The organism is Dactylosporangium maewongense (genome assembly GCF_039531485.1).
In the GTDB taxonomy this organism is placed as follows: Bacteria; Actinomycetota; Actinomycetes; order Mycobacteriales; family Micromonosporaceae; genus Dactylosporangium; species Dactylosporangium maewongense.
This window is the reverse complement of the sequence record NZ_BAAAQD010000001.1, coordinates 979,161-1,001,095: the sequence shown is the minus strand read 5'-3', so window position 1 is coordinate 1,001,095 and position 21,935 is coordinate 979,161. Positions and strand designations below refer to the sequence as shown.

The 21,935-nt window shown below is 72.8% G+C and carries 16 protein-coding genes; 9 read left to right on the top strand and 7 right to left on the bottom strand.

Going from position 1 to position 21,935, the window contains the following annotated elements; translation table 11 throughout:
• Positions 1–186: 186 nt before the first annotated feature.
• Positions 187–888 carry a class I SAM-dependent methyltransferase gene (locus ABD332_RS04515; protein WP_344499782.1) on the top strand — a complete coding sequence of 234 codons (702 nt, stop codon included), beginning with the start codon at positions 187–189 and terminating at the stop codon, positions 886–888.
• A gap of 55 nt (positions 889–943) precedes the next feature.
• On the opposite strand, the gene ABD332_RS04510 is transcribed toward ABD332_RS04515, so the two are convergent.
• Positions 944–2,518 (bottom strand): discoidin domain-containing protein, encoded by a 1,575-nt coding sequence (locus tag ABD332_RS04510; protein WP_344499780.1) that lies wholly within the window; start codon positions 2,516–2,518, stop codon positions 944–946.
• Between the two features lie 165 nt (positions 2,519–2,683).
• Between ABD332_RS04510 and ABD332_RS04505 the strand changes: the two genes are divergently transcribed.
• The 4 genes from ABD332_RS04505 (at position 2,684) to ABD332_RS04490 (ending at position 8,536) form a co-directional block, all read left to right on the top strand.
• The gene (locus tag ABD332_RS04505) at positions 2,684–5,035 is read left to right on the top strand and encodes an ATP-binding protein (protein ID WP_344499778.1); all 2,352 of its coding nucleotides are present in this window, start codon (positions 2,684–2,686) and stop codon (positions 5,033–5,035) included.
• Between the two features lie 260 nt (positions 5,036–5,295).
• Positions 5,296–6,735 carry a S8 family peptidase gene (locus ABD332_RS04500; RefSeq protein WP_344499776.1) on the top strand — a complete coding sequence of 480 codons (1,440 nt, stop codon included), beginning with the start codon at positions 5,296–5,298 and terminating at the stop codon, positions 6,733–6,735.
• A 152-nt stretch (positions 6,736–6,887) separates the two neighbouring features.
• Positions 6,888–7,388, top strand: coding sequence for a SigE family RNA polymerase sigma factor (locus ABD332_RS04495; RefSeq protein ID WP_344499774.1), 501 nt, complete (start codon positions 6,888–6,890; stop codon positions 7,386–7,388).
• The gene (locus ABD332_RS04490; protein WP_344499773.1) at positions 7,385–8,536 is read left to right on the top strand and encodes a hypothetical protein; all 1,152 of its coding nucleotides are present in this window, start codon (positions 7,385–7,387) and stop codon (positions 8,534–8,536) included. Before ABD332_RS04495 ends, ABD332_RS04490 begins: the two co-directional genes overlap by 4 nt.
• Positions 8,537–8,581: 45 nt before the next feature.
• Here ABD332_RS04490 and ABD332_RS04485 read toward each other — a convergent pair whose 3' ends face one another.
• The 4 genes from ABD332_RS04485 to ABD332_RS04470 form a co-directional block, all read right to left on the bottom strand.
• Complete coding sequence (locus tag ABD332_RS04485) at positions 8,582–9,967, bottom strand: hypothetical protein (RefSeq protein WP_344499771.1); 1,386 nt, start codon at positions 9,965–9,967, stop codon at positions 8,582–8,584.
• Positions 9,968–10,099: 132 nt separating this feature from the next.
• On the bottom strand, positions 10,100–11,317 hold the full coding sequence (locus tag ABD332_RS04480; protein ID WP_344499769.1) for an RNA-guided endonuclease InsQ/TnpB family protein: 1,218 nt from the start codon (positions 11,315–11,317) through the stop codon (positions 10,100–10,102).
• The gene (tnpA, locus tag ABD332_RS04475) at positions 11,318–11,716 is read right to left on the bottom strand and encodes an IS200/IS605 family transposase (protein WP_344499767.1); all 399 of its coding nucleotides are present in this window, start codon (positions 11,714–11,716) and stop codon (positions 11,318–11,320) included.
• 97 nt (positions 11,717–11,813) lie between these two features.
• The gene (locus ABD332_RS04470) at positions 11,814–12,350 is read right to left on the bottom strand and encodes a mycothiol transferase (RefSeq protein ID WP_344499765.1); all 537 of its coding nucleotides are present in this window, start codon (positions 12,348–12,350) and stop codon (positions 11,814–11,816) included.
• Between the two features lie 59 nt (positions 12,351–12,409).
• Between ABD332_RS04470 and ABD332_RS04465 the strand changes: the two genes are divergently transcribed.
• On the top strand, positions 12,410–13,366 hold the full coding sequence (locus tag ABD332_RS04465; RefSeq protein WP_344499763.1) for a helix-turn-helix transcriptional regulator: 957 nt from the start codon (positions 12,410–12,412) through the stop codon (positions 13,364–13,366).
• On the opposite strand, the gene ABD332_RS04460 is transcribed toward ABD332_RS04465, so the two are convergent.
• A complete protein-coding gene (locus tag ABD332_RS04460) occupies positions 13,353–13,499 on the bottom strand; it encodes a hypothetical protein (protein WP_344499761.1) in 147 nt (48 codons plus the stop codon). The genes ABD332_RS04465 and ABD332_RS04460 overlap by 14 nt on opposite strands.
• Before the next feature lie 53 nt (positions 13,500–13,552).
• Positions 13,553–14,893: an extracellular catalytic domain type 1 short-chain-length polyhydroxyalkanoate depolymerase gene (locus tag ABD332_RS04455; RefSeq protein ID WP_344499759.1), complete on the bottom strand. Its 1,341-nt coding sequence runs from the start codon at positions 14,891–14,893 to the stop codon at positions 13,553–13,555.
• Between the two features lie 183 nt (positions 14,894–15,076).
• Here ABD332_RS04455 and ABD332_RS04450 point away from each other — a divergent pair, with 183 nt between their 5' ends.
• The 3 genes from ABD332_RS04450 (at position 15,077) to ABD332_RS04440 (ending at position 21,899) form a co-directional block, all read left to right on the top strand.
• Complete coding sequence (locus ABD332_RS04450) at positions 15,077–16,054, top strand: PaaX family transcriptional regulator (protein ID WP_344499757.1); 978 nt, start codon at positions 15,077–15,079, stop codon at positions 16,052–16,054.
• A 100-nt stretch (positions 16,055–16,154) separates the two neighbouring features.
• Positions 16,155–18,503, top strand: a complete 2,349-nt coding sequence (locus ABD332_RS04445) for an excinuclease ABC subunit UvrA (protein WP_344499755.1) — start codon at positions 16,155–16,157, stop codon at positions 18,501–18,503.
• Between the two features lie 33 nt (positions 18,504–18,536).
• On the top strand, positions 18,537–21,899 hold the full coding sequence (locus ABD332_RS04440; RefSeq protein ID WP_344499753.1) for a DUF4132 domain-containing protein: 3,363 nt from the start codon (positions 18,537–18,539) through the stop codon (positions 21,897–21,899).
• Positions 21,900–21,935 lie beyond the last annotated feature (36 nt).

The following is a 21,935-nucleotide window of genomic DNA, read 5'->3' as shown; positions in this document are numbered from 1 at the left end:
CGCGAGCAGTTCCTCGACCTGTCCGAACCGCCGAGACGCGGTGTCCGGGGTCCAGGACGCCCTGGATCGACGCGACGAGCGCGGGCCTGCATGCCGCGTACGCTACGCGCCGCAACCCCCGCGGCAGCGCCCGAAACCCGACACCAGACCGTGTTACGGTGCTGGTCGATCGGGGGCGAGATACAGATGAGTGAGCGCGGGGCACGGGTCCGCGAGGTGCGCCGCCGCCTCGCGCAGGACGGTCCGCCGTGGACGCGGGACCACGAGCTGGACTTCCAGACGGTCACGATGCCGGAGCGGGACTGCGACCTGCTCCGCGACCTGCTGATCGCCGACGGGGCCGGGACGGTCGTCGAGGTCGGGCTCGCCTACGCCAGCTCCGCCCTCGCGGTCGGCGAGGCGCTGGTCACGGTCGACCCGCCGCACCCCCGGCACGTCATCGTCGACCCCTTCCAGGACCAGGCGTATTCCGATGTCGGCTGGGACCTGCTGCGCGCCGCGGGCCTGGACTCCATCGCCACGCTCATGCGCTCGCCGTCCTCCGCCGCGCTGCCGGAGCTCGTCTCCGAGGGGTTCACCGCCGACGCGGCGTTCGTGGACGGCAGCCACCGCTTCCACGAGGTCTTCGTGGACCTCTACTTCCTGCGCAAGATCGTCCGGCCGGGCGGGCTGGTCGTCATGGACGACGACTGGACGCCGTCGGTGCGCACCGCGGTCCGCTACTACGAGCGGCACCTGGGCTGGACGGCGATGCCCGGCGCCTTCGCCGCCGGCACCCTGCGGCACATCGCCGACGACCCCGCTGCCGAGGCGGTGCCCCGCTGCCGCGCCCTCCGGCTGCCGGACGCGCTGGTCGAGCCGCCCTTCACCGAGTTCCACCCGTTCTGACCGGTCCAACCGGGGCGGGCGGGCCGTCGCCGCCCGCCCCGTGCCGCTCGTCGAGTTACACCGCGTACACCTCGAGCTCGTTCACGCGGACGTAGTTGAGCTGATGGGTCGGTCCGCTACGGCCGGAGATGCGGATCAGCCGGGCCGTCCGCGACGGGAAGGTCGACGTGATGCTCAGCGCCGTGTTGCCGCGCACCGACGCGACCGTCAGGAACGAGATGCCGTTCCAGACCTGGATGTCGTAGTCGCGGATCGGGTAGCCGGCGCTGGTCTTGACCACGACCCTGGAGAAGGTCTTGTTCACGCCGAAGTCGGCCTGGAGCCATTCCGGGTTGTTCGGCGGGTACGTGCCGCTGTTGTTGGCCCAGCTGTACGCGGGGCCGAGGCGGGTGTCGGGGTTGCAGTCCGTGGCCCTCGACGGGGAGTACCCGGAGAAGGTGCTGGACGCCGACGCGAGCGCGCCGCAGGCGAGGTTCTCGATGCCGGTGCCACCGTCGCCGCCGGTGCTGCACATGTTGAACCTGATCAGGCCGGTGTCGTACTCCTGGAACGTCGACTCGCTGAACACGACCGCGGCGCCGCCGCCGTTGTCGTCGCGCTCCTGGCCCGACACGGTGCTGGTGATCGTGCCGCCGCCCTGGACGGGGACGCTGACCGCCGTGCTGGTGGTGCCGCCGCCGTCGAGCTCGAACCACTGGTAGGCGATGGCGTTGCCCCACACCGCGCGGTCCCACGTGGTGATGAACACGTCGGAGTTCTGCCAGCTGTCGATGTCCCGCTTCCTGACCTTGGGGAAGAAGTAGGTCTTGATGATGCCGCCGATCGAGCCGATCACGACCAGCTTCATCTCCCGCTTGCCCTCGAACAGCGAGCCGAACGAGCTCCGGTCCGGCACCCGCCAGCGCTGCAGGTACTCGGAGCCCTGGTTGTTGCGCAGCCCGGTCGGGTTGCACGCGGCGGCGAGACCGGCACCGGCCGCCTGGGTGGCCTGCGGCCCGGCCGGCTGCGCCTGCGCCTGCAACGGCGCGACCGGCACGGGGCCGCCGTAGTTGATCTTCTCGTTGACCGAGAGCACCCACACCTCGTAGGAGGCGACCCGCGTCTCGTCGATCATGTATGGGGTGGGCCGGATGACGCCGTTGAGGTCCACGTAGTAGCCCTGCACCGACGTCGTGGCGTCGCTGGCCGGCGCGACCGCCACGTCGACGACGGAGGTGGGGAGGGCGCCCTCGCCGAAGTTCGGGATGTAGATCTGCGGGTCGTAGCGGTATCCGTTGACGACGAAGTTGAGGGTCTTGCTCTTGAAGGACTGCCACCACGACGCGCTGGTGTCCACGATGCCGCCCGCCTCGGCCTCGGCGATGACGGTCGACAGCAGCGCGTTGGTGTCACCGTCGAACTGCCGGCTGACGACGTTGCGGGTCAGCGCGCGCAGCTGGCTGTTGGCCGACGCCAGGAGCGTCTCGTTCAGCATGTTGCGCAGCTGGCTCTCGATCTGCTGGTCCACGCTCGGGATCACCGCGGCCTGGGCCGCCGGGGCCGGCATGGCGACGGCGGGGATGACGAGCACTCCGCCCAGGAGCACCGTCACCGCCCGCCGCCACATGCGTGAGATCCGGGGTTTGTTCATGGGGTTCCCCTCGGGGTGGTTGTCAGGGCGGAAGCGATGATGCCGCCGCATCCGGCGGCGCGGCGCGGATCCTGAACACGCCTGAACAACCCTGGCCAAAGGCGAACGTCGATCCCTAGACTGTGACCGCTCTGCGACAGTGAGTGATCATGGGGGGTCGGCGACATGGGCGACGATCTGACCGACGCGGGACTGCGTGCCAACGATGTCACCAGCACTCAGCAACTGGCCCAGATCCTGCGTCAGCTGCGCCGACGCGACGCCCGCCGGCGCGGGGAACCCGAGCTCACCTACCGCCAGCTGGCGGCCCGCACCGGATGGTCGATCGGCCTGCTCGCCGGCTACTTCGGCGGTGACATCCTGCCGCCGACGGACCGGTTCGACGTGCTCGTCGAGCTCCTCGGCGCGGCCCCCGGCGAGCGGGGCGTGCTGGCCACCGCGCGCGACCGGGTGCACGAGACGCGCCGCCGCCCCCGCCCGCCGGCCCCGGTCCGGCCCGTGCCCCGCCAGCTGCCGGCGGTGAGCTTCCGCCTGGCCGGACGGACCGCGCACCTCGCCGAGCTGCACCGGCTCGCCCGCGGCGACGACGAGGACGACGGCGGCGCGACGGGACGCATCGCCGTGGTGTCGGGCACCGCCGGAGTCGGCAAGACCACCCTCGCCGTGCACTGGGCCCACCTGGTCGCGGCGCGGTTTCCCGACGGCCAGCTCTTCGTCAACCTTCGCGGCTTCGACCCCGAGCGGCCACCGGCCGACCCGGCGGAAGCGGTGTGCGACATCCTCGACGCGCTCGGCGTCGCCGTCGACGCGCGACCGGGCAGCACCACCGCGCAGGCCAACCTGTGCCGCAGCATCCTCGCCGACCGGCGGGTGCTCCTCGTGCTGGACAACGCCCGCGACGCCGAGCAGGTCCGGCCGCTGCTGCCCGGCGCGCCCGGCTGCTTCACGCTGGTGACCAGCCGCACCCAGCTGACCGGCCTCATCGCCGTCGAGGGCGCCCACCGGGTGATCCTCGACCTGATGCCGCTCGACGAGGCCCGCGACCTGCTCGCGCACCGGCTCGGCGCGCAGCGGGTGGCCGCGGAGCCCGGCGTCGCCGACGAGATCATCGACGGCTGCGCGCGGCTCCCGCTCGCCCTGACCGTGGTCGCCGCCCGCGCGAGCGCCCGCCCCGCGTTTCCGCTCGCCGCCGTCGCCGAGGAGCTGCACCGGGCCCGGGGCAGCCTCGACCCCTTCACCGGCTCGGACGCCGCGGCCGACGCCCGGGCCGCGTTCACCTGCTCCTACGAGCATCTCACCGCGGCGGCCGCGACGACGTTCCGGCGCCTCGGCGGCCACTGCGGCCCCGACCTCACCGCGCCCGCCGCCGCCAGCCTCACCGGCCTCTCCCTTGCCGGGGTGCGCCCCGCCCTGGCCGAGCTGGCGCACGCGCACCTGATCATCGAGCACGTTCCCGGCCGGTACACCATGCATGACCTGCTGCGGACGTTCGCCGTGGAGCAGGCGCAGCGGCTGGACACCGACCACGACCGGGGCGCCGCGGTCGAGCGGATGCTGGATCACTACCTGCACACGGCGTACGCCGCGGCGGTGCTGATGTACCCGGCGCGGGACCGGATCGCCGTGACCGAGCGCCGCGCGGACACGACCCCGGAGCGGCTGCCCGACCGGGAGGCCGCGCACCGCTGGCTCGGCCGCGAACACCGGGTGCTGATCAACGCGGTGACCCAGGCCGCCACCGCGGGATTCGACACCCACGCCTGGCAGCTGGCGTGGGCCCTGAGCGACTTCCTCGACTGGAGCGGCTACTGGCACGACTTCGCCGCCGTGCAGCGCGCCGCCCTCGACGCGGCGGAACGCTCGGCCGACCTGGTCGGGCAGGTCCACGCCGGCCGCTACGCCGCCCGGGCCTGCATCCGGCTGGGCCGCGACGACGAGGCGCGCACCCGCCTCGACCACGCCATCGAGCTGTGTCAGGCGATCGACGAACCCGCCGTGGAGGCCGGCTGCCGCATCAACCTGTCGCTGACCCTGGAACGCGACGCCGACCACCGCGGCGCGCTGGCCCACTCGCTGCGGGCCCTCGAGCTGTTCCGGGTCGCCGACCACGAGTCCGGCTACGCCCTGTCGCTCGGCATCGTCGGCTGGTATCACGCGCTGCTCGGCGACTACGACCACGCCCTCGACTGCTGCCGTCGGGCCCTGGATCTCCAGCGCCACCTGGGCGGCGAGATGCCGTCCACATTGGACAGCCGCGGCTTCGCCTACCACAAGGTCGGCCGCCACGCCGAGGCCGTCGCCTCCTACGAGCGGGCCATCGAGCTCTACCGCGACGCCGGCAACCGCTACTACGAGGCCGACACCCTGGTCCACCTCGGCGACTGCCACTGCGCCGCGGGCGCCGCCGGCCTCGCGGTGCAGGCCTGGCGGCGCGCCCTGGACATCCTCGACGACCTGCACCACCCCGCCGCGGCCGACCTCCGGCTCCGCGTGGACGGCGCCGACCGCCTGGCGTGACGGGCGTTCCCGCGTGTCGGGTGGCTTGTCGCCGGGTGGCGTTCCTCGATGTGGCCCCGGCGCGAAGCGTCCGGCAACGTTCACCAGGCGTTTCCGGCGCCGCCGGCTTCCGGGGCGGTGCGACGCGAGTGGGTGGTGTAACGCGAGTGGCCGGTGTGGCGCTCTTTCCGGCGTGCGGCGCTACCGCGCCGCACGGTCAACCGGACATTCCTGACGGAGGGAACACGGTGAGACATTCTCGTCGAACTACGCTGGCAGTCGTGTCGGCGCTGGTTGCCGGGGCCGGGGCTGTGGCCACCACCTCGGCACCGGCGTGGGCGGTCGGGCCGGAGAGCACGTTCCTGGTGCTGGCGCCGCAGGGGCAGTCGACCGCCAAGGCGGTGAGCCGGGTCGCCGCGGCCGGCGGCACGGTCGTGGCGCGCTACGACCAGATCGGCGTGCTCGTGGCCCGCACGACCAACCCGGCGTTCCAGTCGGCGGTCGCCGGGGCCGGTGTCGACGCGGTCGCGTCCACCGGCGGGCTCGCCACCGCGCTGGACGACGACGAGACGGTGGCCGTCGTCGACTCCGCGACCGTCCAGGCGACCGGCGACCCGACGGGCGAGCCGCTGTGGGGCCAGCAGTGGGACATGACGCAGATCGACGTCCCGCAGGCGCACAAGGTCACCACCGGCAGCCCTGACGTCGTCGTCGGTGTGCTTGACAGCGGCATCTCGAGCACGCACCCGGACCTGGTCACGCAGATCGCCAAGGACAAGAGCGCGTCCTGCATCGGCGGCGTCGTCGACACGACCGAGGCCGCCTGGAACCCGACCACGTCGGACCACGGCACGCACGTCGCCGGCACCATCGCCGCGGCCATCAACGGCGTCGGCGTGGCGGGTGTCGCGCCCGGCGTGAAGGTCGCCTCCGTGAAGGTCGTCAACGACGACGGGTTCATCTACCCGGAGGCCGCCGTGTGCGGGTTCATCTGGGCCGCCGAGCACGGCATGCGGGTCACCAACAACAGCTACTTCATCGACCCGTGGGAGTTCAACTGCCGCAACGACGCGCGGCAGCGGCCGGTCTGGACCGCCGTCCAGCGCGCGCTGCGGTACTCGCAGAGCAAGGGTGTGCTCAACGTCGCGTCGGCCGGTAACTCCAACGTCGACCTGCAGCACAAGTTCGTCGACAGCGGCAGCCCTAACGACGGCAGCTTCCCGGTCGAGGACCGCACCATCACCGGCGCGTGCGTCGACCTGCCCGCCGAGGCTCCGGGCGTGCTCACCGTCTCCGCGGTCGGCCCGACCAAGCAGAAGAGCTACTACTCCTCCTACGGCCAGGGCGTCGTCGACGTGACCGCGCCCGGCGGCGACACTCGCTTCCGCACCGGCGGCAGCCCGTCGACGATCACCGACGGGGTGCTGTCGACGACCTTCAACACGGTGACGAAGACCAACGGCTGGGGCTACAAGCAGGGCACCTCGATGGCCGGCCCGCACGCCGCGGGCGTCGCGGCGCTCGCGCTGTCCGCCCACCCGAACCTCACGCCCGGCGCGCTCGCCTCGTTCATGGAGCGCACCGCCGTCAGCCTGCCGTGCCCGAGCGGCGTCTACAACCCGGTCCCGAAGCTGGTCGGCTACGAGGCCACCTGCTCCGGCGGGAACCGTAACGGGTTCTACGGCGCCGGCGAGATCAACGCCTACAACGTCGTGCGGTAGCTCCACCCTGCCCCGTCCGGCAGCCGTCACCGTCCCGGTGGCGGCTGCCGCGTTTTTGCCCCCGCATGGCACAGCGTCGCATCGGCGACAGAACGCGTGTCAACAGGCGGAGAGCGGTGTTGCGTCTGGACCCGCGAAGGAGGTTTCCCAGCGTGACATTCGAGGAGTACATCGCGGCGCGCGGGCCCAGTCTGATCCGGTTCGCCCGGGTCCTGACCGGTGACCCGCACCGCGCCGAGGACCTCGTGCAGGAGGCCCTCGCGAAGGCGTACCCGCGGTGGAGCCGGATCCTGCGCACCGACCAGCCCGACGTGTACGTGCGGCGGGTCATCGCCAACGCGGCGCACTCGTGGTGGCGGCGGCGCAGCAACCGGGAGCCCGCGGTCGGCGAGCCGGTGGACGGGCCGGCCGCCGGGGACCACGGGACCGAGACGGTCGAGCGCGACGCGATGTGGCGGCAGATCCGCCGGCTGTCCGAGCGGCAGCGCACCGTGCTGGTCCTGCGCTACTACGAGGACCTCGACGACGCAGCGATCGCCGACATCATGCGCTGCAGCCAGGCCACGGTGCGCACGCACGCGGCCCGCGCGCTGCAGGCGCTGCGCCTCCGGCTCGGCGTGACGGAGCCGGTACTGACGGGGAGGACCGGATGAACCACACCGAGCTCGTGGACTCGATCGCCGACGCCCTGCGCCCGCGCGGCGAGGGTGACGTCGACGTGGCGGCGCTGCGCGCCGGCACCATGGCCCGGGTCAGGTCCGCCCGGCGGCGCCGGATCGCGGTCGCCGCGGCAGGGGTGGTGGCCGCCGTGGCCGTGACCGTGACCGTCGAGCCGCAGCTGACCGCAGGCCGGGTGCCGGAGACCGGGGCGCCGCCGAACGTCTCGGCCAACAGGTCGTCCCCGAGGGCCGCGGCCCTGCCGGCGGCGAACGTGCCGGGTGCGGCGCAGCGTCCGGACACGGTCGGGACCGATCGGGCGGTGCTGCACTTCGACGTCGACCTGGCCGCGTTCGGTGGAACAGGCGCCTTGTGGGAGACCGAACCCGGCAGGGAACGGGTGAGCGTCTGGACCGGTTCAGGCACCCGGGATGCCACCACGGACCAAACCGCGAAGGTGGTGATCAGCCAGACCCTGGACCGGGCGCAGTTCGGCGGGATGACCACCCGCACCCTGCCGCCGAACAGTCCGGCACCGGTCACGGTCACCGTGGCGGGCCGGCCGGGGAAGATCCAGGCGTACCCCGGCGGGTGGGAAGCGGCGAAGGTGGCATGGGTGCTGTGGTGGCAGCCGGCCGACGGGGTGTGGGCCGAGGTCACGATGGACGCCGACGACGCCGGCACCGTCGTCGCCGCCGCCGCGACCGGCATCCATCTCGACCGGTCGCAGCGGTGCGCGGTGCCGATCCGGGTCGGTGCCGTGCCGGCCGGCACCGAGTGGGAGAACTGCATGACCGTCATGGCGCCGGCGGGTGCGGACGGCCGGTCGTGGCAGGCGGGTTCCCTGGAGTTCCGGGGACCGCGCGGTGACACGCTGATCCTCGCCTACGGCGACATCCGCGACTGGGACGCCGACGGCGACAAGTACGTGCCGAACCGGATCGTCCGCGGGCGGCCGGCGATGTGGTTCCCGAGCGGCCCAGGTCATCAGCTGGCGGTGCCCGACACCGGAGGTCGCAACCTGTTCGTCAGTATGCACGGTGAGAACGTCACCGAGCAGGACGCGGTCGCGCTCGCCGAGGGTGCGACGTTCAGCGACGACCTGGTCGACCTCGACACCTGGCCGAAGCGTCCGGTCGGCTGAGAGCCGGTGGGGCGCCCCTGTGCGAGGGGGCGCCCCACCATCAGGTCAGGCCATCGGCTGCACGCGGGCGATCCGGATCGTGGTCGCGTTCGCGCCGGCCGCCGCGTAGGCGACGCTGCCGTCCGGATACGCCTTGAACGCCTGGTACGCGTGGTCCTTCGCTTCGACGGTGAACGTGCCGCCGACGGCGCGGCCGGCGCCCGTGTCGTACACCTGCGCCGTCATCGACGAGCCGGACTCCCACGCCAGCAGCATCCGGCCGGAGCCGTAGGCCACCAGGTGCGGATGGGCGGTCTTCGCCGAAGTGGTGACGGTGGCGTCGGACGCGCCGGTGCTGAAGTGTTCGAGGCGGGCCTTGCCGCCCTGGCTCCACGCGGTCCAGTAGCCCTTCGAGGCGGCGAGGACCAGGTCACCGCCGAAGAGCGTGCCGTCGCAGGTGCCGGAGGCGACGGTCCGGTACGGATTGGGCTGCGCGATCCGGCACGCGTTGTCGGTGGCGCAGACCATCGCGAAGCGGGAGACCCGCGGGTCCCAGGCGATGCGGGTCGTCCAGCTGTGACTGCACCCGACCTCGAAGCTCCCGCGGCCCGGCACGAGGGCCCCGGAGGGCCCGACGACCTGCATGCGGTCGCCCTCGTGGATGTCGACGCAGGCACCGTTCTTGACGGTGATGGCGACGCCGAAGTAGGCCGCGTAGTTCGTGCCGTCGTACGCGAGCCGGCCGTGGTGCTGGTACCACCAGATGAACCTGGCGCCGTCGTCGTAGCCGGTGCGGTCGCCGGTCAGGTTCGTCACCTGCCGCTCCCACACCTGCTTGCCGGAGTTGTCGAACCGGATCATGTGCATGGTGTTGCACGGGCTCGACGAGCCGCCGCAGAGGGTGCCGCCGCCGCAGTCGCCCTTGCGGGTGAGCAGCAGCACGCCGCCGTTCGCGTCGGCGGCGACGTCCTGCAGGTCGATGCCGGTGAAGCTGGTCGGGCTGCCGACGAGCTTGTCGTCGCAGCCGAGCCGGCCGAGATACACGCGACCGTCGGTGCCGAGCCACGCCAGCCACGACCCGCCGCCGGGCGCCGCCGCGATCGCCATCGGCAGCGGGTCGGTGTCGCCCTCGCGGCCGTAGCCGGTGACGCGGACCCCGGTGGCGACGTCGGTGACCTTCACGACCGGCGCGGCGCCGACCGGGCGGGAGCAGGCGCCGGCGGTCTGCGCGGAGGCGGACACCGAGGCCGACGGGCCGGCGCTGGTGAGCCCGGCCCCCTGGGCGCCGTCGGCGGGCAGGCCCGCCTGCTCCGCCGCCTGGACCTGCGGCCGCTCCCCGCCGGCGCCGCCGCCTGACCCCGTCGTGACGTAGAGGGTCACGGCGAGTGCGACGGCGGCCACCGTACCGGCGACGACACCGACAATCAGGCGGCGCCTTACTCTGAGCTCCATGTCCGTCCATATTCGATGCCGAAACCCTTTTCGGCAATCGATGTGACGGCGCATGAGCGACTCTTCACGAAGACCAAAGGTTGACTTCCTCCCCACGGCTGAAGCCGGGGGATTCCCGTGGCTGAGGCGCGTTCATGCCGAGCGCCGTTCGGGTGGTTGGCGCTTCGCGGACCGCCCGGTGGCGAGGTCTCCACGCCCGGTGACCGCCAGTCCGGCGGCCAGGATGTTCTTTGCCGCGTTCACGTCGGCGTTGTCCTGGTGCCCGCAGGCGACGCACCGGAAGACCGCTTGGCTCTCGCGGCTGTCCCGGGCGATGTGCCGGCAGGAGTTGCAGGTCTGCGACGTGTACGCGGGGTTGACCTTGACGACGGTCGCGCCGTGGTAGCGGGCCGCGTGTTGCAGGGTGAGCAGGAACCCGCCCCAGCCCTTGCCGAGGATGGCCCGGTTCAGCCCGGCCTTCTGCCGCACGTTACGGCCGGGCTGCTCGGCGGTGCCTCTCGCGCTGGCCGTCATGGTCGTCACGCGCAGGTCTTCGACGGCGACCAGGCCGTGTTCACGGACCAGCCGCACGGCGGTCTGCGCAGCGAAGTCGGCCCGCCGCGCCCGGATGCGGGAGTTGAGCCGGCCGAACTGGGCACGCACCGCGTCGCGTCGGTTGGAGCGGCGGTTACGGCCATCGGTGCACAACGATCGGGACAGGCGTTGCTGCAACCGCTTGAGACGTGCCGTCTCGCCCGGGGTGGCGAAAGCCCGGTCGTGCAGGCCGCCGTCGGAGGTTGCGACCGCAACTGCCACGCCCCGGTCGACGCCGACGGGCGGCCTGCCGTTCCCGGCGGCCTCGGCGACGCCGTCCTCGACGCAGAATGAGACGTACCAGCGCCCGCCGTCCCGGGACACGGTGGCGTTGCGGATGCTGCCGCCGAGCGGCCGGGTCCAGCGGAACCGGACCGGGCCGAACTTCGGCAGCCGCACCTCACCCCACCGCCGGTTCAGCCGCCGTACCGCGATGTGCTTCGGGTCGGGGAACCGGAACGACGGCGCGGTCCGCGTCTTGGACCGCCACCGCACCTTCCACATCCCGTGGGTCCTGCACGCCCGGTCCAGGTCCCGCAGCGTCTGCTGCAGCGTGTGTGACGGGGCGTCGGCCAGCCACCCGCAGTCCGGGTCCTTCTTCGCCTCGGCCATCTGCCGGGCCTGCTCCACATAGGAGATGAATGCGCCGCGGCGACGGTAGACGCGGCGCTGCTCCAGCGCGGTGTTCCACACCGCACGGCAGACCGCGCCGACCGCCTCGGCGTAGGCGGCCTGCTCGTCGGTGAACGCCAGCAGATAGCGGCGGCCGGTCAGCATTCAACGGTCCTTCCGCTGACCGACGTACGCCCGGACCGCAGCCAACGGGGCACCGCCCGTGCTCGCCACGAAGTACGAGTTCGTCCACAGCGTCGGCAGCCGCGAACGAAGTGACGGGAACTCGTCGCGCAGTACCCGCAACGTGCGGGCCTTGACGGCCTTCACCAGCTTATGGACGCCGAACTGCGGGTCGACCTTGACCAGCAGGTGGACATGGTCGGGCATGACTTCCAAGGCCACCAGCCACGCCCCCTTCTCCTCCACGACTCCGCGGATGAGTTGCTCGAGTCGTTCCTCGATCCGGCCGCCGAGCACGCGTCGCCGGTACTTCGGGCACCACACCACATGAAACGCGCACTGAAAGACGATGCTGCTGTTCGACCGCAGCCTGACGGACACACGAACAATACACAGCAACGCGCTTTCCACTGTCCGCGCAGAGTTGACGCGCTAACCCCACGGCTGAAGCCGGGAGTCTGCGCGCTACGCATTTCGATCACGAAAGCGGAGGGTCCTCGCCGACGAGCCCGTCGATGGCCTCACGGAGCAGGTCGGCGTGGCCGACGTGGCGGGCGTACTCGTCGTGCAGGTCCATCACGAGCCGCCGGAGGTTCGGCCGCCTGCCGTCGTCGAACGCCCGGTACTTCGCGGGCTGGTCGAGCCCGCCGTCGGCAAGGGCCTCGGCCATGGCGGCCCGGGAGCGCTCGACCGCGCCGCGCCACAGCTCGTAGAGGTATTCGGCGGAGTCCCCGGCCGCGCTGCGCCACACCCAGTCGAGGTCGGTGGCCGCCTCGGGCGCGTCGAGCGGCGGGCCGGGCGCCCTGCCGGTGAAGTCGATCGTGTACAGCTCCTCGACCAGCGCCAGGTGCTTCAGCAGCCCGGCGAGGGTGAGTGTGGACGGCGGCTGGGCGCGCCGCAGCCCCGCCTCGTCGAGCCCGCCGGCCTTCCACGCGAACTGCGCGCGGGACCGTTCGAGGGCGAACAACTGCATCTCCGCCTCGCCGGCGTCCGGCGGTGGCTCGTTCAGCATCATGCCGATCACGGTAGGATCGGTTCCGGACGTTTCGCGTCCGGATTCACGGAAGGGCGACCGTGGAAAGTCCCGCCTCCCGGGCGCTGCTCGCGCTGGAGCTCGTCCAGGCGAGCCCGGGCATCACCGCCGACCGGCTCGCGGCCAGGCTCGGCGTGTCGGAGCGGGCAGCGCGGCGGTCCATCGCCGTGCTCCGCGACGCGGGGATCCCGATCGAGTCGGTCCGCGGACCGTACGGTGGCTACCGGGTGGGTCGTGGCCTGCGGCCGCCGCCGCTGACGTTCACCGCCGCGGAGGCGCTCGCGCTGGTCATGGCGGTCCTCGACGGTCACCACGACGCCGGTGACCCGGCGAGCCCGGTCGGCGCCGCGCTCGGCAAGCTGGTTCGGGCGCTGCCCGAGCAGGTCGCCGCGCAGGCCGACGCGGTGCGGCGGGCGACCGCACCGGCCCCCGACCGCGCCGCCGCCCGGCCCGACCCGCAGATCACGGCCACGCTCGTGCAGGCGTGCGCCGGCTTCCGGCGGTTGCGGGTGTCGTACCGCAACGAGTCCGGCACCGAGTGGGACGGCGAGGTCGACCCGTGGTCGGTCGTCGTCCGGCACGGAAGGTGGTACCTGATCTGCTGGTCGCACGCGTCCGGCGCGCGCAGGGCGTACCGCATCGACCGGATGCTGGACGTCGCGCTACTCGACACCCGCTTCGACCCGCCGACGCCGTTCGACCCGGTCGCGGTGCTGGAGGAGCATCTCGCGTTCGGCTGGGAGTACACCGCCGACCTGGTCCTGCACCGCCCGCTCGGCGAGCTGTCGGGTCGCGTACCGGCGGCGCTCGGGCGGCTCGAGCCCCTGGACGACGCGTCGTGCCGCCTGATCGGCTCCACCGGCAACCCATGGTGGTACGCCGAGCAGCTCGCCGCCCTGCCCTGCGACTTCCGGATCGTGGGCGGCCCTGAGCTGCGCCACACGGCCCGCGCCATCGGCCGCCGCCTGCTGGACGCCGCCGGACCTACCCCGGGTTGACGGACGGCCCGCCGGACCACTCCCGCCTGAGCGCCGTCCGCTCGCGGGTGCGAGCGCGCAGCAGATCGTCGACCGGCGGCGGCAGACGCGAGTGCCTCGACGCGACGGCCCAGTCCATCGACTGGGTCAGCATGGCGGCGGTCGTGGCCGGCGACGGGAGAGCTGCATGTGGGTCCTCCAGGGATGTCAGGCGAGCGTGCAGGCGGCGCCGTTGAGGGTGAACGCGGCCGGGCGGGCGGTGTTGCCGGTGTGGGTCGCCTGGAAGCCGATGGTCGTGGACGCGCCGGGGGCGAGCACGGCGTTGTAGCTGACGTTGCGGGCGGTCACCTGGCCGCTGCCGGGGCTGATCGTGGCGTTCCAGGCCGACGTGACGGTCTGCCCGGCGGGCAGCGTGAACGCCAGCGCCCAGCCGTTGACGGCGGTGGCGGCGGTGTTGGTGATCGTGATGCTCTCGGTCAGCCCGGTGTTCCACGGGTTGACCACGTCGGCGACCCGGCAGGCCGTGCCGCCGGGCGGCGGGCTGGACACCGGCGGCACCGACGGGCTCGCCGATCCCGGGGCGCTCGGCGAGCCGCTGGGGCCGCCGCCGGGCGTGGCGAGGCCGAAGAACGCGACGGCGTAGGCGGCCATGCCGGCGGAGGGCAGGCTGTGCCCGGCGCCCTGGATGCTATACGCCTCGACCTGGACCGTGCCGGACGCGTCGGCGTAGCGGCGGCGGTTCCATCCGGACTGCGGCGTGTCCGTCGACGTGGGGTTCTGGCTCAGCCCGAACACGTCGGTCCACTGCTCGATCTCCTCCTGCAGCAGCCGGTACGGCACGAGGGTGTCGTTGGTGCCGTGCCACAGCTGCATGCGGGGGCGGGGTCCGGCGTACCCGGGGTACGCCTGGCGTACGGCGTCGCCCCACTGCTGCGCGGTACGGTCCAGCCCGCCGTTGCCGGTGCAGCGGCTGCTGCCGGGCGGGTAGTCCGCGGCGCCGGCGAAGCAGTTGAACGGCACGCCCATGAACGCCGCGCCGGCCTTGAACACGTCCGGGTAGAGGGCGAGCATGTGGTTGGTCATCATGCCGCCGGAGGAGCTGCCGGTGGCGTAGACCCGGTTCGGGTCGCCGCCGTACTGCCGCTGGACGTAGGTCACCATCGAGATGATCGAGACCGGGTCGCTGCCGGCGCCGCGCCGCTTGGCGGTGTCGGACCAGGTGTCGAAGCAGTTGCCGAAGCCGGCCTGCTGGGTGGCGGTCGGGTAGATCACGATGTAGCCGTGCCGGTCGGCGAGCGAGGCGAACTCGCTGCCTGCGTAGAAGCCGGGCCCGGATCCGCCGCAGCCGTGCATGGCCACGACGATCGCCGGGTTGGCGGGGCGGGTGTCGGGCACGTACACGTGCATCCGCATGCCGCCGGGGTTCGCGCCGAAGTTGGTGACCTCGGTGAGGGTCGCCGCGTAGGCGGGTCGCAGGGCGACCAGGCTCAGGCCGGCGGCGAGGACCGCCGCGGCGGGGGCGATCAGGAGCTTCCAGGTGATGTGCATGCGCCATCTCCTCCGATGCCGCGACCCGTGTCACGGCCCGTGGGTGAGATCGATCGATCGGATCGACGAGGACAGCGCGGCTCCCGAACCATGCGCGGCACTTAGTGTGCCTCCGGTCATCACAAGTGTCAATCGACGAGATTCGCTACAGTCGACCGGTCCCGCTCTACCGCCGGAGGTCGCGTGTCCAGCCCGTTCGACATCGAGGAGATCTTCCCGGACGAGGACGCCGCGGCGGTCCGGCTGCCCCGACGGCAGTCCGGCCCCGCACCGCAGGGCCTGGCGGTGACCCTGCTCGCGGACTACACCATGCGCACCGGCGCCTGGCTGCCGTCGGCGGCCATCGCGGCGCTGCTCGCCGAGACCGGGGTCAGCGAGGCCGGCGCCCGCACCGCGATCAGCCGGCTTGCCCGCCGCGGCGTGCTGCACGGCAGCCGGCAGGGGCGGCACAGCTCGTACCGGCTCGCGCCGGCCGCCGTCGCCCACCTGTCCGAGGGCGGGCGCTGGATCGTGCGGTCCGCGGCGGCCGCCGAGCCCTGGGACGGGTGGTGGACGCTGATCGCGTTTTCCCTGCCGCAGCAGGAGCGCACGCGCCGGCGGGCGCTGCGAGGTCAGCTACGGTGGCTGGGGTACGCGCCGCTGTACGACGGGTTGTGGATCTCGCCGCACCCGCTGACGCCGGCCTCCACGGCGCAGGTCGCCGGGGTCGCGCCGGGCGCGGTCACCGTGTTCCGGGCCCGGCACGTCGAGCTCGGCGCCATGACCGGCCGTGAGCCGCTGCGGGCCTGGGACGTCGCGGCGATCGCGGCGCACTACGAGTCCTTCCTGCGGCGGTGGCGGCCGCTGCTGCCGGATGTCACCGCCCGGCGGGTCGGCGGCGCCGACGCGGTGCGCGCCCGGACCGAGGTCATGGACACCTACCGGCGCTTCGCCGTGCTGGACCCGCGGCTGCCGGTGGCCCTCCTGCCGGCCCGCTGGCCGCGCGCGGCGGCCCTCGAGGTGTTCACCGCCGTGTACGACGGGCTGGCCGGCACCGCCGAGGAGCACGTGCGGGTGGTCGCCGGGCGGTTTGCCGACGGGCCGCTGCCGGCCGTGCGGTCGCACACCGTCGCGGACCTCCTCGCCGGCGTCGGCCGGATCGCTGAGGCCAGCGGCGTGTGAAACTCACGGCGCCTCCACGCGCGATCAGATCAGGAATCGAGAAGTCGGTCCGACGAGATCGGATTAGCGTGGACGGGAGCCGACGACAGAGGGAGATGTGATGGCCGACGAGCTGATCCGGGTGCGGGGCGCACGGGTGAACAACCTCAAGGACGTCAGCATCGAGATCCCGAAACGCCAGCTGACGGTCTTCACCGGCGTGTCCGGCTCGGGCAAGAGCTCGCTCGTCTTCGGCACGATCGCCGCGGAGTCGCAGCGGCTGATCAACGAGACCTACAGCACGTTCGTGCAGGGGTTCATGCCGACGCTCGCCCGGCCCGACGTCGACGTGCTCGAGGGGCTGACCACCGCGATCATCGTCGACCAGCAGCGGATGGGCGCGGACCCCCGCTCGACCGTCGGCACGGCCACCGACGCCAACGCGATGCTGCGCATCCTGTTCAGCCGGCTCGGGCAGCCGCACATCGGCTCGCCGCAGGCGTTCTCGTTCAACGTCGCCTCGATCAGCGGTGCCGGCGCCGTCACGGTCAAGAAGGGCGGCCAGACGATCAAGGAGCGCCGCGCGTTCAGCATCACGGGCGGCATGTGCAGCCGCTGCGAGGGCCGCGGCAAGGTCAACGACATCGATCTTTCGCAGTTGTACGACGACAGCAAGTCGCTCAGCGAGGGCGCGCTGACGATCCCCGGCTACAGCATGGACGGCTGGTTCGGCCGGATCTTCAGCGGCTGCGGCTACTTCGACATGGACAAGCCGATCCGCAAGTACACGAAGCGGGAGCTCAACGACCTGCTGCACAAGGAGCCGACGAAGATCAAGGTCGACGGGATCAACCTGACCTACGAGGGGCTGATCCCGAAGATCCAGAAGTCGATGCTGTCCAAGGACGTCGACGCGCTGCAGCCGCACGTGCGGGCGTTCGTGGAGCGGGCGGTCGTGTTCGGGGTCTGCCCCGAGTGCGGCGGCACCCGGCTCAGCGAGGAGGCCCGCTCGTCGAAGATCGACGGTAGGAACATCGCCGACGCGTGCTCGATGCAGATCAGCGACCTGGCGTCGTGGGTCAGCTCGTTGTCTTCATCCCAGCCGTCGGTCGCGCCGCTGCTCGCGGCTTTGCGGCACACCCTGGACTCCTTCGTCGAGATCGGGCTGGGGTACCTGTCGCTCGACCGCCCCTCCGGCACGCTGTCCGGCGGCGAGTCGCAGCGGGTCAAGATGATCCGGCACCTCGGCTCGCCGCTGACCGACATCACGTACGTGTTCGACGAGCCCACGATCGGCCTGCACCCGCACGACATCCAGCGGATGAACGACCTGCTGCTGCGGCTGCGCGACAAGGGCAACACGGTGCTGGTCGTGGAGCACAAGCCGGAGGCGATCGCGATCGCGGACCACGTCGTCGACCTCGGTCCGGGCGCCGGCTCCGGGGGCGGCACGATCTGCTACGAGGGCACCCTGCCGGGCCTTCGCAACAGCGGTACGCTCACCGGCAAGCACCTCGACGACCGTGTCGCACTGAAGCCCGACGTGCGGTCGCCGTCCGGGTATCTCAAGGTCCGCGGCGCGAACGCGCACAACCTGCGCGACGTCGACGTCGACATCCCGCTCGGCGTGCTCTGTGTCGTCACCGGGGTGGCCGGCTCCGGCAAGAGCTCACTGGTGCACGGATCCGTTCCCGCGTTCGGCGACGTCGTGTCCGTCGACCAGAGCCCGATCCGCGGCTCCCGGCGGAGCAATCCCGCGACGTACACCGGCCTCCTCGAACCCATCCGCAAGGCCTTCGCGAAGGCCAACGGCGTGAAGCCCGCGCTGTTCAGCGCCAACTCGGAGGGCGCCTGCCCCAACTGCAACGGCAACGGCGTCATCTACACCGACCTGGTGGTCATGGCCGGCGTCGCCACCGTCTGCGAGGTGTGCGAGGGCAAGCGTTTCGACGCGTCGGTCCTCGACTACCACCTGGGCGGCCGCGACATCAGCGAGGTCCTGACGATGTCGGTCGCCGACGCGTTCGAGTTCTTCGGCCCCGGGACCGACGCGCACACGCCGCCGGCGCACGTGATCCTCGGCCGGCTGGTCGACGTGGGGCTCGGGTACCTGACGATCGGGCAGCCGCTGACGACGCTGTCCGGCGGCGAGCGGCAGCGGCTGAAGCTGGCCACGCACATGGGCGACAAGGGCGGCGTGTACGTGCTGGACGAGCCGACCGCGGGCCTGCACCTCGCGGACGTGTCGCACCTGCTGGGGCTGCTCGACCGGCTCGTGGACGCGGGCAAGTCGGTGATCGTGGTCGAGCACCACCAGGCCGTGATGGCGCACGCCGACTGGATCATCGACCTCGGGCCGGGGGCGGGGCACGACGGCGGGCAGGTCGTGTTCACCGGGACGCCCGCCGCGCTCATGGCGTCACGTTCAACGCTGACCGGGCAGCATCTGGCGGAGTACGTCGGCGCCTGAGTTATTGTCGTACCTCGTCGTTAGTGTGTCGGCGTGGATCTCGAGTTTCCGGCCTCCTGGCGCAAAGTGTTCATCCCCCGCCGGGGCGGCACCCCTGGGCCCGCACTGAAGCACGACCGGGCCCGGGGGACGGAGCTCATCGCCGCTGCGCGGGGCATGATCGACGCCCGGCTCGACCATCCCGACAGCGACCCTTCGCTCGTGGCGCCCGCGCGGGCGTATCTCGCCGACCCCTCCAGCGGCCCTGCCGCCGGCGCGGGGGTGGTGGCGGCGCTCGTCGCCCCCTACGTGGCGTGGAAGGACACGGGCCGGCTGGCCCGGCTCGCCGACCTGTGGATCCCCTCGCGGGGGCTGCTGTTCGCCGCTGCCGCCACGGTGGAGGCGGTCGACCTGGACACCGGCGGTTACATGCACAACAGCGTCCAGGTGCCGGCGCGGGTGACATGGCGGACCCTGCCCGGCTGGGGCTACTTCCCGCACTGGGTCGCGCTCGCCGGGCGGGTCAGGGCGGCGCTGGCGGTCGCGTCCGACGACGACCACGCCGCGGTGGTCGCGATGCTCGCCGGCCACCGGGACCACTCGGCCTACCGGCGGGCCGCCGCCGCGTTCCTCGTCCCCACGCAGCGGGACTGGGTCGACGGCGTCGCCGCGGAGCTGGCCGGCATCACCGACAACTACCGGGCCAAGCTGCTGTGGTGCGCGGCGTCCGGCAGCGCGCACCTGGCCGCGGCGGCGCCCGCCTCCGGCGGCTGGTGGCTCGCCCGCGACACTGAGGCCCTCGCGACCGCCGTGGACGGCACCGGACCCGCCGTCACGCCGCACCTGCTGGAGTGGCTGGACACGGGCAACGTCGACGCCGAGATCCAGCAGCGGCTCGTGAGCGCCCTGGCGCTGTTCCCGACCGACGAGGCGTTCGCGGGGCTGGTCACCCGCCTCGACCGCAAGTACGTGCCGCTCGCCGCCCTCGACGCGGCCCGCCGTTTCCCGGAGCGGGCGCTGCGCATCCTCGCCGCCGACGCCGGCCGGGCCGCGCAGGACATGCTGCGGGTGCACGTCCTCTCGCACCGCGACCTCACCGCCGGCGTCTCTCTGCCGCCCGCCGCGCAGGCGCGGGTCGAGGCCATCCTGGCCGACGACAGCGCCGTGCCCCTGGCGTCGCCGCCGGCGCTGCCGGAGCTGCTGGTCACCCCGCCGTGGACGGTGCGGCGCCCGCGTTCGCGGCCGCAGGTCGTCCCCGGCCTCGGCTTCACCGCCGAGCCCGTGCTCGACTGGGCGCCGGGCGAGCGGGACGCGTGGGCCGCGCGGCGCGTGCCGAATGCGACCTGGTGGGCCCTCGACACCTCCATCGAGACCGCGGTGCGGCACTACCGCGCCGGCGCCCTGCAGGGGCACCACGAGGTCACGCTCATGCTGACCGCCCCCGACGACGTGGTCGCCGAGCTGCTGCCCGACTGGCGCCCCCAGCGGATCTGGGACGCCCCGCAGTGGTTCCCGCCGATCGCCGCCCGCTTCGGGCTCGCCGCGCTGCCGGCCGCCCTGCATCTCGCGGACAAGCAGGCCGGGACGTGCACCGAGCTGCTGCTGCCGTTCGCCTCGCCCGAGGTCGCCACGCACATGGCCCGCTCGCTGCGGCGGCTCAAGTCGCTGCGGGCGCTCGTGCTCGCCTGGCTCGACCGGCACCCGGCGTATGCGGCCCGGGCGCTGACCCCGGCCGCGGTGGGCCCGACCGGCCCGGACCGGCAGGCGGCCGAGGAGGTGCTGCGGATGCTCGCGGTCCGGCACCGCGACGAGGTCCTCGCCGCCGGCACCTCGTTCGGCCCCGACGCCGCTGCGGCGCTCGACGCGCTGCTCGGCGGCAGCACCCTCGACGTCCTGCCGGCGAAGATCCCCGACCTGCCGGCCTGGGCCGACCCTTCGCTGATGCCCCGCATCCTGCTCAAGGACCGCTCCGCCGCCCTCGGCGACGAGCCGGCCCGCCACCTGTGCACGATGCTTGCCATCTCCCGCCCCGACGAGGTGTATGCGGGCGTGCCGCTCGTCGTCGAGCAGCTCGACCGCCGCTCCCTCGCCCAGTTCGCCTGGGTCGTGTTCACCCAGTGGCAGTCGGTCGGCGCCCCGCCGAAGGAGCCGTGGCCCCTGCTCGCCCTGCAGTGGCTCGGCGATGACGACACCGTCCGCCGCCTCTCCCCCGTGATCCGCGCCTGGCCCGGCGAAGGCGGCCACGCGAAGGCCGTCACCGGCCTGGACGTCCTCGCCGGCATCGGCTCCGACCTCGCGCTGGCGCACCTGAGCGGGATCGCGCAGAAGGCCAAGTTCAAGGGCCTCAAGGAGCGGGCGACGGAGAAGGTCGCCGAGGTCGCCGCCTCGCTCGGCCTCACCGAGGAGCAGCTCGCCGACCGCCTGGTCCCCGATCTCGGCCTCGACGCCTCCGGCTCCCTCCTGCTGGACTACGGGCCTCGCCAGTTCGTGGTCGGCTTCGACGAGCAGCTCAAGCCCTATGTCACCGCGGACGGCGGCGCGCCGCGCAAGGACCTGCCGAAGCCGGGGGCGCGCGACGACCAGGAGCTGGCGCCCGCCGCGTACCAGCGCTACACCGCCCTCAAGAAGGACGTCCGCACCATCGCCGCCGACCAGATCCGCCGCCTGGAGGCCGCGATGGTCAGCCGGCGCCACTGGACGGCAGCATCGTTCCAGGACCACGTCGTGGCGCACCCGCTGCTGCGGCACATCGCCCGGCGCCTCGTGTGGACCGCCACCCTCCTTCCGACCGAGCCCAGCGTCGACGCGACCACCGCCGCCGCGGACAACGGTGGCATGACCACGTTCGGCGTGACCGCTTTCCGTGTCGCGGAGGACGGCACCTTCGCCGACGCCGCCGACGACTCGTTCACCCTCCCGCCCACCGCGGCCGTCGCCCTCGCCCACCCCGTCCTGCTCGGCGCGGACCTGCCCGCCTGGGTGTCGCTGTTCGCCGACTACGAGATCCTCCAGCCCTTCGTGCAGCTGGGCCGCGCGGTGCACACACTGACCGCGTCGGAGCGGGCGTCGACGAGCCTCGCCAGGTTCACCGACCTGAAGGTCCCCACGAAGACCCTCCTCGGCCTGGAACGCCGCGGCTGGCGACGCGGCGAGCCCCAGGACGCCGGCGTGCAGTGCTGGATCTGGCGCCCCGCCCCGGACAACCGCGCCATCGTCATCGACCTGGACCCCGGCATCCCGATCGGCGCCCACGACATCTTCACCGACCAGGAGCTCAGGACCATCTGGCTCAACGACCACCCGCGGGGCACCTGGGCCCCACGCACCCTGACCCGCACGTTCGACGCCCTCGACCCCGTCACCGCCTCCGAGATGCTCCGCGACCTGACGGAGGTCCTCACTCCCCAGCAGCCATGACCTCAACCCCGCACACCGTCCGGCGACCGCCGCGGC

Coding starts and splice junctions, on each gene's coding strand:
- ABD332_RS04515 (WP_344499782.1), top strand. CDS start 187: ATGAGTGAGCGCGGGGCACGGGTCCGCGAGGTGCGCCGCCGCCTCGCG.
- ABD332_RS04510 (WP_344499780.1), bottom strand. CDS start 2,518: ATGAACAAACCCCGGATCTCACGCATGTGGCGGCGGGCGGTGACGGTG.
- ABD332_RS04505 (WP_344499778.1), top strand. CDS start 2,684: ATGGGCGACGATCTGACCGACGCGGGACTGCGTGCCAACGATGTCACC.
- ABD332_RS04490 (WP_344499773.1), top strand. CDS start 7,385: ATGAACCACACCGAGCTCGTGGACTCGATCGCCGACGCCCTGCGCCCG.
- ABD332_RS04485 (WP_344499771.1), bottom strand. CDS start 9,967: ATGGAGCTCAGAGTAAGGCGCCGCCTGATTGTCGGTGTCGTCGCCGGT.
- ABD332_RS04480 (WP_344499769.1), bottom strand. CDS start 11,317: ATGCTGACCGGCCGCCGCTATCTGCTGGCGTTCACCGACGAGCAGGCC.
- ABD332_RS04470 (WP_344499765.1), bottom strand. CDS start 12,350: ATGATGCTGAACGAGCCACCGCCGGACGCCGGCGAGGCGGAGATGCAG.
- ABD332_RS04460 (WP_344499761.1), bottom strand. CDS start 13,499: ATGCTGACCCAGTCGATGGACTGGGCCGTCGCGTCGAGGCACTCGCGT.
- ABD332_RS04455 (WP_344499759.1), bottom strand. CDS start 14,893: ATGCACATCACCTGGAAGCTCCTGATCGCCCCCGCCGCGGCGGTCCTC.
- ABD332_RS04445 (WP_344499755.1), top strand. CDS start 16,155: ATGGCCGACGAGCTGATCCGGGTGCGGGGCGCACGGGTGAACAACCTC.